The sequence below is a fragment of the Corallococcus praedator genome, from assembly GCF_003612125.1.
Taxonomy (GTDB): domain Bacteria; phylum Myxococcota; class Myxococcia; order Myxococcales; family Myxococcaceae; genus Corallococcus; species Corallococcus praedator.
Genome location: NZ_RAWI01000288.1, coordinates 1 through 12,121 on the forward strand (window position 1 = coordinate 1; position 12,121 = coordinate 12,121).

The window sequence follows — 12,121 nt, forward strand, 5'->3', positions numbered from 1 at the left end:
GGGTGGGCGTGTCCATCCGGAAGGGACCTCCAGCAGGGCGGGGTTGCCCTGACAGATGCCCACGCCCGGCGCCGGGCCTCCCCGGGATTGCCGTGGAGCGGACCGGGGACGGCGCGAAACGGACCGGAGGAGGGCCGGGGACAAAGCAAAAGGGCCGCCCGGTCTCCCGGACGGCCCCTTCGCAGGAAACGACGTCAGGTGAAGCGGTGGACTACTCGGCCACCACGTCGACCTTGATCTTCGCCGTCACTTCGCGGTGCAGGCGCAGCTCCACGTCGTAGCTGCCCAGCGACTTGATGGGCTCGGCCAGGTGCAACTGGCGACGATCCACCTGCTGGCCCTGAGCGGCGAGCGCCTCGGCGATGTCCAGCACCGTGACGGAGCCGAAGAGCTTGTCCTGCTCGCCGACCTTGCGCTTGATGGTGACCTTGACGGCGCCAAGCTTCTTGGCCTGCTCGTCGGCAACGCCCTTGAGCTTGGCGCTGCGAGCGGTCTGCACGGACTTCTCGTGCTCCAGCTGGCGCAGGTTCTGCTCGCTCGCCAGCACGGCCTTCTTGCGCGGCAGAAGGAAATTCCGGCCGAAGCCGTCCTTCACCGTGACGAGCTCGCCGGACTTGCCGAGATTGTCGATGTCCTCACGCAGAATGAGCTTCATGTTCAGTCTCCTGGGGGACCCGGCGGCTAGCCGACGACCGCGTTGTAGGGGAGGAGCGCGATGCCACGGGCGCGCTTGATGGCGATCGCCACCTCACGCTGGTGCTTCGCGCAGTTGCCGGAGATGCGGCGGGGGATGATCTTGCCGCGCTCCGTGACGAAGTACTTCAGCGTCGCCTGGTCCTTGAAGTCCACCGACGCGTTCTTCTCCGCGCAGAACCGGCAGACCTTCTTGCGGCCGAAGCCACGACCACCACGCTTGTCGTCGTCGCCACCCATGCCGCCGCGGTCGCCACGATCGCCGCCGCGGTCGCCGCCGCGGTCACCACCACGGTCGCCACCGCGCGAACCGCCGCCGTAGCCGCCGCCACCACCACCACCGGGGCCGCGGGAACCGCCAGCGCCCTTGCTATCCATGCCGTTGCTCATGAACGTTCTCGTTTCCTGGAAGGTTTGGGGAAGGACCCAAGAGAAGGCTTACGCCTCCTCGGGGGCATCCTCTTCCGCGTCGGGGCCAACGAAATCGGGGGCCTCGGCCGCACCACGGAAGCCGCCACCCTCGCGCTCCGCGGGGGCACCCGGACGGGTCTCCTCCACGTCACCGGCCAGCTTCAGGTCCTCGAGGACCGGACGCGTCTCCGGGTCCACCTCGTCCGCGATCTTCACGGAGATGTACCGGGTGACCTCGTCCAGGTTGCGCAGGTTGCGCTCGATCTCCGCCACCAGCTTGCCGCTGCCCAGGAAGCTCGTGTGGACGTAGATGGCGCGGGGCTGCTTGGCCACGGGGAAGAGGGTCTTCTTCTTCCCCCACACCGTGAAGCGCAGCACCTTGCCCTGCTCGCGGTCGACGATGCCACGGACGCGCTCCTTGAGCTTGTCCACGGCGTCATCGGTCAGGTCCGGCTTGACCAGGAAGATGGTCTCATACTCACGAAGCCGCTTGGCGGCCTGCGTCTCTGCCATGTTTCTCTCCCCTTGGGGTCGAGTGCCCCCCGGACCATCCGGGGAGCGGGGAAACGGTTGCAGGCCCTCGAAAGGCCACCACCGGGGACGGGAAATCATGCGCGCCCGTCACCACCGCGCCTTTTCCCGCTCAACAACACGGGGAGGAGGGGGCTTCTAAGGGGCACCCCTCACGAAAGTCAAGCAATGCCAGGGAAGGGACCGTCCGGCCGGGTGCTTTGCCCCGCTGGTGGCCCGGCCGCCCGTCAGGCCTTGCGGTTGTGGCGGTTCATCGCCGTGGACAGCCCGTCGCGCACCCAGCTCTCCGTCATGTCCGCCGCCCGGGAAATCAGCTCCTCCAACTGGCGCTTCTCCCCGTCATCGAAGTTGGAGAGCACGTAGCCGGACACCCGCTCCTTGGCGTTGGGGCCCTCCGGCTTGCCAATGCCCACCCGCACGCGGATGAAGGCGTCCGCGCCCAGGCAGGTCACCATGCTCTTCAAGCCATTGTGGCCGCCCGCGCCGCCGCCCGCCTTGAGCTGCAGCCGCCCGAAGGGCAGGTCCAGCTCGTCGTGGATGACGAGCACGTCCTGCACGTCCACCTTGTAGAAGCGCGCGGCCTCCGCGACGGAGCGGCCCGACAGGTTCATGAAGGTCTGCGGCTCCACGAAGAGGATGCGCTCGCCGCCCAGGCTGCCCTGGCCCACCCGCGCCTGGAACTTGTCCTGGGTGAGCTCCGCGCGGGCGCGCGAGAGCAGCGCGTCCACCACCATGAAGCCGATGTTGTGCCGGTGGCGCTCGTACTCGCGCCCGGGGTTGCCCAGCCCACAGATGAGCTTCATGGAAGGCTCCGTAAAGACAGCGGGGCAGGCCCTTCAACAGGCCCGCCCCGCGAGGAAACAAGGAACGGTGGAGAAGGACTACTTCTTCGCCGGGGCCTTGGCGGCCGCGGGGGCCTTCGCGTCGGCCGCCTTGGGGTCCGCCGCCTTGCCCGCCGCCGCGGCAGGGGCCGCCGAGGTGATGGCCGCCGGGGCCGCCACTTCCGCCGCTTCCGGCGCCGCGAGGACCGCGATGGTGTAGTTGACGTTCGTCTTCACCGACACGCCCTCGGGCAGCTTCAGGTCGTTGACGTGGATGGCCTCGTTGATCTTGAGGTTGGTGACGTCCACTTCAATCTGGAGCGGGATGGCACCGGGGAGCGCCCAGACCTCCAGGTTGCGGCGGATCTGCGTGAGCAGACCGCCATCCAGCACGCCCGCGGCCTTGCCCGTGAGCACGACGGGCAGGTTGACCTTCACCTGGTCCGTGTCGCGCACCGCGATGAAGTCCGCGTGCAGGATGTCCCGGGTGAGCGGGTCCATCTGGTAGTCCTTCAGCAGCACCTGCTCGCCGCCCGAGCCCAGCTTGAGCTGGATGAGCGTGTTGAGCTTGTGCGGGGTGTTGATGGCGGTGCGGATGCCCTTGGGGTCCACGGAGATGTGCAGCGGCGTCTTCAGGTGCTTGCCGTAGACGACCGCGGGGATCTGACCCTTGGCGCGCAGGCGGCGGGCCGCGCCCTTGCCGGAACCTTCACGCGTGGAGGCTTCGAGGGTGCTCTTGTCGGTGGCCATGGAGGAATCTCTTTTCAGTGGGGACTGCGGGTGCGACCGGCTCAGTGAGGGCGCCCTCGGCATCCCGCCCCCATGGCGGGCCCCGAAGACGGCGCCCGGGCCGTGAAGCCCGTTGAACCGGCAGAGGGGGCCGGACATGCCAGCCGGAGGGGGGCGGCGTCAAGCCACCCGTCACCACCGGCTGATCGCAAGCCGCTCCTGGAAGAGCGGCGCGGGGCTTCAGACGAACAGCGAGCTCAGCGAGTCCGCGCGGTGGATGCGCGCGATGGCCTCACCGAAGAGCGCGTCGGTGGTGAGCGCGCGGATCTTCGGGCACGCCCGGGCGTTGGCGGACAGCGGCACCGTGTCCGTGAAGACGACCTCCTCCAGCACGGAGTCGGTGATGCGCTGGATGGCGGGGCCGGACAGGATGGGGTGGACGGCGTAGGCCAGCACCCGGCGCGCGCCCTTGTTCTTCAGCGCGGCGGCCGCCTGGGCGAGCGTGCCCGCGGTGTCCACCATGTCGTCCACCAGGATGGCGTCCTTGCCCATCACGTCGCCAATGAGGTTCATCACCTCCGACGCGTTCGCGCGCGGCCGGCGCTTGTCGATGATGGCCAGGCCCGTGTCCAACCGCTTGGAGTAGGCGCGAGCGCGCTCCACGCCGCCCGCGTCCGGGCTGACGATGACGACGTCGCTCAGTTCCGGGAAGCGCTTGCGCATGTCCTCCAGGAACACCGGCGAGCCGTACAGGTGATCCGAGGGCATGTTGAAGAAGCCCTGGATCTGCCCCGCGTGCATGTCCATGGACACCACCCGGTTGACGCCCGCCACCTCCAACATGTCCGCCACCAGCTTGGCGGTGATGGGCGTGCGGGCGGCCACCTTCCGGTCCTGCCGCGCGTAGCCGTAGTAGGGCATCACGGCGGTGATGGAGCCGGCGCTCGCCCGCTTGAGCGCGTCGCACATGATGAGCAATTCCATCAGGTGGTGATTCGTCGGCGGGCAGGTGGACTGGACGATGAAGACGTCCTGTCCCCGCACGTTCTCGCCGATCTCCACGTGGATCTCCCCGTCGGAGAAGGTGTCCACGATCGCCTTGCCCAACGGGCGCTGGAGATATTCGCAGATGCGATGCGCCAACGCCGGGTTCGAGTTCCCGGCGAACACCTTGAAGTCACGCTGCTGCATGGGGGCGCTGACTAACCCGTGCGCGCGTCGAAGGGAAGAAGGTTAGTCGAGTTCCGCAGCCACGGGAGCAAGCGTTCCCGTCTGCGCCTGGTGAAGGTGTTTCTCGTACTCGATGAGGATGACCCGCTCCATCTGGCTGCGTGTGTCCGCGTTCAATGGATGCGCGATGTCCTTGTAGGTCCCGTCCTTCCGTTTTTTCGCGGGCATCGCGATGAAGAGCCCGGTGGAGCCGTGGATCACCTTCAAGTCGCGCACGACGAAGCAGTGATCCAAGGTGATGGTGACGTACGCCTTGAGCTTGTCCTCTTCGACCGGAAACACCCGGACGTCGGTGATGTTCATGGTCCCCCCCGAACCTGAAAGGCCCGAGCTATGGGGAAGCCTGGGACAGACTGGAGGTGAAAAGCAAGCACCCCCGACCCGACGCACCGGGTGATCGTTCACTGGGTGGGGCGACTCAAGCCCCGAAGGGCCAGTGACTCACCAGGTGGGCGAGGAACGCCAGGTGGTAGACGACGATGATGGCGTACACCACGGCGCCCGCGCGGATGGCCAGGCGGCTCGCCTTGAGCTTGCGGTGCAGGCACAGCAGGCACAGGCCCGCGTTCACGATGAGCAGCTTGGAGAACATGAACAGCAGCGGTGAGTGCTCGTACGCCACGCGCATCACCGGGTTGAGCTCCTCCGCCACTCCCAGTTGCAGGAAGAGCAGGGTGAACAGCCCGTCCAACAGGTTCAGCATCAACAACGCCACCGACGCGGGCGACATGTAGAAAGAAGCACCCTGCGTCCACGACCCCACCTGCATCCCATTCGCCGTCGCCGCCACGCCCTACCCCCTGGTCCCGTCCATGCTGCCCGGGGGACTCCCTATTCAATTCGCTTGCCAAGGCTTCCAGGGCTTCCCGGAAGCAGCCGGGCAGGCAGGGACGCATGGGGGGTTGGCAGGCGGGAAACGAAATTGACGGGAAGGGGTGGGTGCCCGAGATTGCCCCCGTTCCCGACCCTCCCCGACGAGCGCCCATTGCATCAGTTTCCCAAAGATATCGGGTGGATAGAGGTCATCTGCGGCTCGATGTTCTCCGGCAAGACGGAGGAGTTGATCCGCCGCGTCAAGCGCGCGCTGTACGGCCGGCAGAAGGTGCGCGTGTTCAAACCGCGCATCGACACCCGGTACGACGAGACGCAGGTGGTGAGCCACAGCCAGTTGAAATTGACGTCCATCCCTGTCGAAAGGGCTGAAGAAATTTTCCGTCACCTGCCATCCGACATCCAGGTGGTGGGCATCGACGAGGTGCAGTTCTTTGGCGGAGAAGTGGTGCAGGTGTGCGAGGCGCTCGCCCAGAAGGGCGTGCGCGTCATCTGCGCCGGGCTGGACCAGGACTACCAGGGCCGCCCCTTCGAACCGATGCCCCAGCTGATGGCGGTGGCCGAGTACGTGACGAAGGAGCTGGCCATCTGCGCGGTGTGTGGGAATCCGGCCAATCGCTCGCAGCGCATCATTGGAAGCGGGGAGCGGGTGGTGGTGGGGGCGGCAGGCGAGTACGAGCCCCGGTGCCGCAAGTGTCATGTGCCCGAGCCCACCGAGGCGAGCCCCCCGCAGACGCTGAAGCTGTTCGACTGAACCCCTGGCGGACTGCCCCGTGGATGGGGCGGTCCGCTGTTCTCTTCGCCTGGAGCTGAAGCCCGATGCGGGACACCCTGTACGCGAACGTGCCGTTCCGGATGAACGAGATGACCCACCACTATGGGCCCCACGTCCATCTGGTGGGAAATCCGTTTCTCCTGTCGCAGCTGGCCACCCTGTGCGCCAAGGGCACGCTGCAGCCGCAGATCAACCGGCTGGTGGAGCAGCTCTACGCGGACCTGGTGAAGACGGTCATCAACGCGGAGTTCCCGCGCAAGATGGTCACCATCCCCACGCGGATGATCGACTCCACGCCCCTGGGCATCTACCAGGGGGAGGTGGTGGACCCGCAGCTGCGGGTGGTGACGGTGAACATCGCTCGGGCGGGCACGCTGCCGTCGCAGGTGACGTACGACCTGCTCAACTTCACGGTGGACCCGTCGCTCGTGCGCCAGGACCACATCATCATGAGCCGGATGATCGACGCGGCCCAGGCGGTGGTGGGCTCGGAGATTGGCGGCGCGAAGATTGGCGGCGACATCGATGATGCGTTCGTCCTCTTCCCGGACCCCATGGGGGCCACGGGCGGCAGCCTGTCCACGGCGATTTCGCTCTACAAGACGAAGGTGCCCGGGACGCCCCGGCGCATCATCACGTTGAACCTCATCGTCACGCCGGAGTACCTGCGCCGGATGACGAAGGAACACCCGGACGTCATCATCTACGCGCTCCGGCTGGACCGGGGCCTGTCTCCGCCGGAGGTGTTCGGCACCGAGCCGGGCCTGCTCTGGGACAAGGAGCGGGGCCTGGATGACCGGCAGTACATCGTCCCCGGCGGCGGCGGCTTCGGGGAGATCATGAACAACGCCTATGTGTAGACAAGGGAGTTCCCGGTGACGTTCCACGAGAAGGATGTCGATGTCCTCATCTCCGAGGAAGCGGTGCAGGCGCGCGTGAAGGAGCTGGGCGCGGCGATTACCCGCGACTACCAGGGCAAGGAGCTGACGCTCATCTGCGTGCTCAAGGGCTCCGCGTACTTCGCCATCGACCTGTCGCGCGCCATCGACCTGCCGCTCACGCTCGAGTTCCTGGGCGTGTCCAGCTACCACGGCGGCACGGAGTCCACGGGCGAGGTGCGCATCACCACGGACGTGTCCAAGCCCATGGCGGGCAAGCACCTGCTCATCATCGAGGACATCATCGACACGGGCCTCACGATGACGTTCCTGCTGGAGAACCTCCAGGCGCGCCACCCCGCGTCGCTGAAGCTGTGCTCGCTGCTGGAGAAGCCCGCCCGCGCGCGCACCAAGGTGAACATCGACTACAAGGGCTTCGTCATCGAGGACAAGTTCGTCGTCGGGTACGGCCTGGACTACGGGGAGAAGTACCGGAACCTGCCGTTCGTCGGGGTGTGGAAGAACGCCTGAGCCGCGAGGACGGGGCCGCCAGGAGGCCCGGGCGCCCCTCCCCGCGGGGTGGGGGCTTCAGGACGCCGGGGGCCCCCGCCATGCGCCGCAGTCCGGCCGTGTGGCGCGCGAGCGTGTGGTGGAGCGCGCGTGCGTGCGCAGCATCTCCTGGGACATCCATGACGCCGTGGGATGGCCTGTGCTCCCTGGGAGAGGGCCCGGGGTCGCGCGGCCCCTGACTGCGTGAGGAGGCTGCGCATGCGAGAAGAGCGAGTGAGGGCCGCCCGGCCAGCACCCCCGGGCGGAGAGGCGATGCAGAAGTACCTGGCGGAAGCCGTGGGCACCTTCGTGCTGGTGCTCGGCGGCGTGGGGGCGGCGGTGCTGGCGGGCGACCGCATCGGCTTCCTGGGGGTGTCGTTCGCCTTCGGGCTGTCGCTGCTCGCGATGGTCTACACGGTAGGTCCCATCTCCGGCTGTCACGTGAACCCGGCGGTGACGGTGGGCCTGCTGATGGCGGGCAAGTTCGACAAGCGACATGCCGCTGGCTACATCCTCGCGCAGTGCGTGGGGGCCATCCTCGCGGCGGGGCTGGTGTTGCTCATCGCGAAGGGCGCGCCGGGTGGGTACTCGGCGGGCGCGGAGGGGCTGGGGAGCAACGGCTATGGCGCGGCTTCGCCGGAGGGCTACGGCGGTGGCGCGGCCTTCCTGGCGGAGGTGGCGCTCACCTTCCTGCTGGTGCTGACCGTGCTGGGCGCCACGGACTCGCGCGCGCCGGTGGGCTTCGCGGGCCTTGCCATTGGCCTGGTGCTCACGCTCATCCACCTGGTGGGCATCCCCATCACCAACACGTCGGTGAACCCGGCGCGCAGCCTGGGGCCCGCGCTCTTCGCCGGGGGCGCCGCGCTGGGGCAGCTGTGGATGTTCATCATCGCGCCGCTGCTGGGCGCGGCCTTCGCCTCGGCGGTGTACCGCCTGGTGAACCAGCCGGCGGTGCAGATCTCCGCCGCGCGCGCGGAGCAGTCGCTGGAAGCCGAGCGGCGTCAGCGGCTGGCAGGGCGCGACATCGAGAATCCCGTCTAGCGCGCGTTGGAAGGCGCCTGACGCACGAAAGCCGTGCCTCGCATCAAGCGGGGCACGGCTTTCTTCTACGCGGGGGAGGGGAGGCTAGAAGGCGGCGTCGAAGACGACGTCGTTCGCGGCGCCCACGCCCACGCCCACCTGGTAGGACGACACGCGGCGCTCGAAGAAGTTGGTGAGCTCCTGCACGTCCTGCAGGTCCATGAAGTGCAGCGGGTTCTTGGTGTGGAAGATGGGGGACATGCCCAGCATCTGGAGGCGCTGGTCGGCCACGTACTCCAGGTAGCCGCGCATCTCCTGCACCGACAGGCCCATCACGCCGCCGCTCAAGAGGTCCTGGGCGAACTGCGTCTCGCACTCCACGGCTTCACGCAGCATCTGCACCACGTCGCGCTCCAGGCTCGCGTCGAAGAGCTCCGGCTCCTCCTTGCGCACCGTCTGGATGGCTTCGAACGCGAACGCCATGTGGGCGCTCTCGTCGCGGAACACCCAGTTGGTGCCCGCGGCCAGGCCGTTGAGCAGGCCCTTGCTGCGCAGGAAGTACACGTACGCGAAGGCCGCGAAGAAGAAGAGGCCTTCGATGCAGCCCGCGAAGCAGATGAGGTTCAAGAGGAACTGACGCCGGTCCGAGCGGGAGCGCGTCTGGTCCATGGACTGGATGCTGTCCATCCACTTCATGCAGAAGCGCGCCTTGCGCTGGATGGACGGGATGTTGTCCACCGCCGCGAACGCCTTGGCGCGCTCGGCGGGGTCCGGCATGTAGCTGTCCAGGAGCGTCAGGTAGAACTGGACGTGCAGCGCCTCTTCATAGAGCTGGCGCGACAGGTACATGCGCGCTTCGGGCGCGTTCAGGTGCTTGTAGAGGTTGAGCACCAGGTTGTTGCCGACGATGGAGTCACCCGTGGCGAAGAAGGCCACCAGCCGGTGGATGAGGTGACGCTCCGCGTCCGTCATCTTCGAGCGCAGGTCCACCAGGTCCGTGGAGAAGTCGATCTCCTCCACCGTCCAGGTGTTCTTGATGGCGTTGCGGTACATCTCGAAGAAGACGGGATACGCCATGGGGCGCAGCGTCAGGTTCATTCCCGGATCCAGCAGCATGGCTTCGGTGCTCCCTTACAAGAACGGCACGGGCGACGGATGGGGCAGGGGACGACGGGGCGCGCCAGGAACTACTGGCACGCCTCGCAGGCCTCGGGGTTCTCCAGCGAGCACGCCACCGCTTCGGCTTCCGCGGTCACGGTCTGCGCTGCCGCCTGCACGGGGGCGGGCGTAGGGGCGGCGGTGAAGGTCTGCCCGCTCTGGTTCACGGTCGTCTTGGCGATGCGGGTCGCCGGACGCGAGCGCATGTAATACGTGGTCTTCAGCCCCTTCTGCCACGCGTAGAAGTACATCGAGGACAGCTTCCCGATGTTGGGCGTCTCCACGAAGAGGTTGAGCGACTGGCTCTGGTCGATGAAGGCGCCGCGGTCCGCGCCCATGTCCAGCAGCGAGCGCATGGGGACCTCCCACGCGGTGCGGTAGATGGCGCGCAGCTCCTCCGGCAGCTCCGTGAGGTCCTGCACGCTGCCTTCGGCCATCTTGATGCGGTTGCGCGTGGACTCGTTCCACAGGCCCAGCTGCTGCAGGTCGCGCACCAGGTAGCGGTTCACCTGGAGGAAGTCGCCCGACAGCGTCTCGCGCTTGAAGAGGTTGGACACCTGCGGCTCGATGCACTCGTAGCAGCCGGCGATGGACGCGATGGTGGCCGTGGGCGCGATGGCGATCATCAGCGAGTTGCGCAGGCCCACCTTCATGATGCGCGAGCGCAGCGCGTCCCAGCGCAGCGTGTCCTCCGGGACGACGCCCCAGCTGTCGAACTGGAGCTCGCCCTTCGCGGCGCGCGTCTCCGGGAAGGACGGGTGCGCGCCGAACTGCTCCGCGAGGTCCGAGGAGGTGACGAGCGCGGCGTAGTAGATCTCCTCGGAGATCTTCTTGGACAGGTTGCGCGCCTCCACGGAGTCGAAGGGCAGGCGCAGCTGGAAGAAGACGTCCTGGAGGCCCATCAGGCCCAGGCCCACCGGGCGCCAGCGGCGGTTGGAGTCCGCGGCGGTGGTGATGGGGTAGTAGTTGAGGTCGATGACGCGGTCGAGCTGCTTGATGGCCAGCTGCGCGTTGGCGCGCAGCGTGTCGAAGTCGAACTTCCCGTCCTTCACCATCCGGCCCAGGTTGAGCGAGCCCAGGTTGCACACCGCCGTCTCACCCTGGCTCGTGACCTCCAGGATTTCGGTGCACAGGTTGGACAGGTGGATGACGTTGCCGGGCTGGCCCGTCTGGTTGCTCTTGCGGTTGGAGATGTCCTTGAAGGTCATCCAGCCGTTGCCCGTCTGGGCGAGCACCTTCATCATCCGGGCGTACAGGTCGCGCGCCTTCACCTTGCGCACGGCCTGGCCCTGCGCTTCGGCCTCCGCGTAGGCCTTCTCGAAGGCGTCGCCGTAGAGGTCGGTGAGGTGGGGGACGAACTTCGGGTCGAAGAGGCTCCACTCCTGGTCGGCCTCCACGCGGCGCATGAAGAGGTCCGGCACCCAGTTGGCCAGGTTCAGGTTGTGCGCGCGGCGGGCCTCGTCGCCGGTGTTGTCGCGCAGCTCGAGGAAGTCCTCGATGTCCGCGTGCCACGTCTCCAGGTACACGCAGCACGCGCCCTTGCGCTTGCCGCCCTGGTTCACCGCCGCCACGGACGCGTCCAGCGTCTTGAGCCAGGGGACGATGCCGTTGGAGTGGCCGTTGGTGGACTTGATCAGCGAACCCCGCGCGCGCACGCGGCTGTACGCCACGCCGATGCCGCCGGAGAACTTGGACAGCATCGCGATGTCCGAATACTTCTTGTAGATGGCGTCCAGTTCGTCCGAGGGCGAGTCCAGGAGGAAGCAGCTGGAGAGCTGCTCGTGGCGCGTGCCGGAGTTGAACAGGGTGGGGGAGGAGGGCAGGTACTCCAGCGAGCTGAACAGCCGGTACAGCTCGATGGCCTCGCGCGCGTTGTCGCCGGAGATGGCGCACGCCACGCGCAGGAAGAAGTCCTGCGGCGTTTCAATCACTTCGCGCGTCTGCGGGTTCTTCAAGAGGTAGCGGTCGTAGACGGTGCGCAGGCCGAAGTACTCGAAGAGGTCGTTGCGGACCGGGTCGATGGCGGCGTTGAGCTTGCGCGCGTTGGCCTGGACGAAGGTCAGCAGGCGGTCCGCGATGAGGCCGTGCTTGTGGCCTGCGGCGACGGACTGGCTGAAGGACTGGATGTCCTGGTTGCTGACCTCCTTCTGGATGAAGGTGGACAAGAGGCGCGCGGAGAGCCGGGCGTACTCGGGCTCCTCCACGATGAGGGCCGCGGCGGTCTGGATGGACAGGCTGTCCAATTCCCGCGTGGTGGCGCCGTCATACAGGCCGCTGATGGTCTTCGTGGCCACGCGCATCACGTCCACGCGCGACAGGCCCACGCAGGACTTGCCCACCGCGCGGACGATCTTGTTGAGGTCCACGGGCTCCGCCGTGCCGTTGCGCTTCTTCACCCGCATCGTGGTGGCGAAGTCGCCGCCGGACGACGGGGCCGGGGCGGCGGCTGTCGCTTATACACCTCTACGAGCCCACGAGACCCGAGCCTATCTCGT

The 12,121-nt window shown here is 67.3% G+C and carries 14 protein-coding genes; 4 read left to right on the plus strand and 10 right to left on the minus strand.

Annotation, left to right across the window (positions count from 1 at the left end):
• Positions 1 to 211: 211 nt before the first annotated feature.
• The 8 genes from rplI to D7Y13_RS29205 form a co-directional block, all read right to left on the minus strand.
• A complete protein-coding gene (gene rplI / locus D7Y13_RS29170) occupies positions 212 to 655 on the minus strand; it encodes a 50S ribosomal protein L9 (protein ID WP_120538058.1) in 444 nt (147 codons plus the stop codon).
• Between the two features lie 26 nt (positions 656 to 681).
• Positions 682 to 1,083 carry a 30S ribosomal protein S18 gene (gene rpsR / locus D7Y13_RS29175; protein WP_120538059.1) on the minus strand — a complete coding sequence of 134 codons (402 nt, stop codon included), beginning with the start codon at positions 1,081 to 1,083 and terminating at the stop codon, positions 682 to 684.
• A gap of 48 nt (positions 1,084 to 1,131) precedes the next feature.
• Entirely contained in the window at positions 1,132 to 1,617 is a 486-nt protein-coding gene (gene rpsF, locus D7Y13_RS29180; RefSeq protein ID WP_120538060.1) for a 30S ribosomal protein S6, read from the minus strand.
• Positions 1,618 to 1,862: 245 nt separating this feature from the next.
• Positions 1,863 to 2,438 (minus strand): aminoacyl-tRNA hydrolase, encoded by a 576-nt coding sequence (pth, locus tag D7Y13_RS29185; protein ID WP_120538061.1) that lies wholly within the window; start codon positions 2,436 to 2,438, stop codon positions 1,863 to 1,865.
• 78 nt (positions 2,439 to 2,516) lie between these two features.
• Positions 2,517 to 3,206: a 50S ribosomal protein L25/general stress protein Ctc gene (locus D7Y13_RS29190; RefSeq protein ID WP_120538062.1), complete on the minus strand. Its 690-nt coding sequence runs from the start codon at positions 3,204 to 3,206 to the stop codon at positions 2,517 to 2,519.
• 219 nt (positions 3,207 to 3,425) lie between these two features.
• Entirely contained in the window at positions 3,426 to 4,376 is a 951-nt protein-coding gene (locus D7Y13_RS29195; protein ID WP_120538063.1) for a ribose-phosphate pyrophosphokinase, read from the minus strand.
• Positions 4,377 to 4,418: 42 nt separating this feature from the next.
• Positions 4,419 to 4,718 carry a septation regulator SpoVG gene (spoVG, locus tag D7Y13_RS29200; protein WP_120538064.1) on the minus strand — a complete coding sequence of 100 codons (300 nt, stop codon included), beginning with the start codon at positions 4,716 to 4,718 and terminating at the stop codon, positions 4,419 to 4,421.
• Positions 4,719 to 4,833: 115 nt separating this feature from the next.
• Positions 4,834 to 5,184: a DUF5658 family protein gene (locus D7Y13_RS29205; protein WP_120538065.1), complete on the minus strand. Its 351-nt coding sequence runs from the start codon at positions 5,182 to 5,184 to the stop codon at positions 4,834 to 4,836.
• A gap of 216 nt (positions 5,185 to 5,400) precedes the next feature.
• Here D7Y13_RS29205 and D7Y13_RS29210 point away from each other — a divergent pair, with 216 nt between their 5' ends.
• The 4 genes from D7Y13_RS29210 (at position 5,401) to aqpZ (ending at position 8,489) form a co-directional block, all read left to right on the plus strand.
• A complete protein-coding gene (locus tag D7Y13_RS29210) occupies positions 5,401 to 6,000 on the plus strand; it encodes a thymidine kinase (RefSeq protein ID WP_120532118.1) in 600 nt (199 codons plus the stop codon).
• A 65-nt stretch (positions 6,001 to 6,065) separates the two neighbouring features.
• On the plus strand, positions 6,066 to 6,881 hold the full coding sequence (locus tag D7Y13_RS29215) for a uracil phosphoribosyltransferase (RefSeq protein ID WP_120532119.1): 816 nt from the start codon (positions 6,066 to 6,068) through the stop codon (positions 6,879 to 6,881).
• A gap of 15 nt (positions 6,882 to 6,896) precedes the next feature.
• Complete coding sequence (hpt, locus tag D7Y13_RS29220) at positions 6,897 to 7,430, plus strand: hypoxanthine phosphoribosyltransferase (RefSeq protein ID WP_120532120.1); 534 nt, start codon at positions 6,897 to 6,899, stop codon at positions 7,428 to 7,430.
• A 237-nt stretch (positions 7,431 to 7,667) separates the two neighbouring features.
• Positions 7,668 to 8,489, plus strand: a complete 822-nt coding sequence (aqpZ, locus tag D7Y13_RS29225) for an aquaporin Z (protein ID WP_120532121.1) — start codon at positions 7,668 to 7,670, stop codon at positions 8,487 to 8,489.
• An 84-nt stretch (positions 8,490 to 8,573) separates the two neighbouring features.
• Here aqpZ and D7Y13_RS29230 read toward each other — a convergent pair whose 3' ends face one another.
• Both D7Y13_RS29230 and D7Y13_RS29235 read right to left on the minus strand, forming a co-directional pair.
• On the minus strand, positions 8,574 to 9,584 hold the full coding sequence (locus D7Y13_RS29230) for a ribonucleotide-diphosphate reductase subunit beta (RefSeq protein ID WP_120532122.1): 1,011 nt from the start codon (positions 9,582 to 9,584) through the stop codon (positions 8,574 to 8,576).
• A gap of 71 nt (positions 9,585 to 9,655) precedes the next feature.
• Positions 9,656 to 12,028 carry a ribonucleoside-diphosphate reductase subunit alpha gene (locus D7Y13_RS29235; RefSeq protein ID WP_120532158.1) on the minus strand — a complete coding sequence of 791 codons (2,373 nt, stop codon included), beginning with the start codon at positions 12,026 to 12,028 and terminating at the stop codon, positions 9,656 to 9,658.
• Positions 12,029 to 12,121: the final 93 nt, after the last annotated feature.

What these genes read in the sequence shown, in the direction of transcription:
- D7Y13_RS29195 (WP_120538063.1), bottom strand. Translation starts at nt 4,376, where the DNA reads ATGCAGCAGCGTGACTTCAAGGTGTTCGCCGGGAACTCGAACCCGGCG.
- D7Y13_RS29215 (WP_120532119.1), top strand. Translation starts at nt 6,066, where the DNA reads ATGCGGGACACCCTGTACGCGAACGTGCCGTTCCGGATGAACGAGATG.
- D7Y13_RS29205 (WP_120538065.1), bottom strand. Translation starts at nt 5,184, where the DNA reads ATGCAGGTGGGGTCGTGGACGCAGGGTGCTTCTTTCTACATGTCGCCC.
- rpsF (WP_120538060.1), bottom strand. Translation starts at nt 1,617, where the DNA reads ATGGCAGAGACGCAGGCCGCCAAGCGGCTTCGTGAGTATGAGACCATC.
- aqpZ (WP_120532121.1), top strand. Translation starts at nt 7,668, where the DNA reads ATGCGAGAAGAGCGAGTGAGGGCCGCCCGGCCAGCACCCCCGGGCGGA.
- D7Y13_RS29230 (WP_120532122.1), bottom strand. Translation starts at nt 9,584, where the DNA reads ATGCTGCTGGATCCGGGAATGAACCTGACGCTGCGCCCCATGGCGTAT.
- D7Y13_RS29190 (WP_120538062.1), bottom strand. Translation starts at nt 3,206, where the DNA reads ATGGCCACCGACAAGAGCACCCTCGAAGCCTCCACGCGTGAAGGTTCC.
- rplI (WP_120538058.1), bottom strand. Translation starts at nt 655, where the DNA reads ATGAAGCTCATTCTGCGTGAGGACATCGACAATCTCGGCAAGTCCGGC.
- spoVG (WP_120538064.1), bottom strand. Translation starts at nt 4,718, where the DNA reads ATGAACATCACCGACGTCCGGGTGTTTCCGGTCGAAGAGGACAAGCTC.
- D7Y13_RS29235 (WP_120532158.1), bottom strand. Translation starts at nt 12,028, where the DNA reads ATGCGGGTGAAGAAGCGCAACGGCACGGCGGAGCCCGTGGACCTCAAC.
- pth (WP_120538061.1), bottom strand. Translation starts at nt 2,438, where the DNA reads ATGAAGCTCATCTGTGGGCTGGGCAACCCCGGGCGCGAGTACGAGCGC.
- rpsR (WP_120538059.1), bottom strand. Translation starts at nt 1,083, where the DNA reads ATGAGCAACGGCATGGATAGCAAGGGCGCTGGCGGTTCCCGCGGCCCC.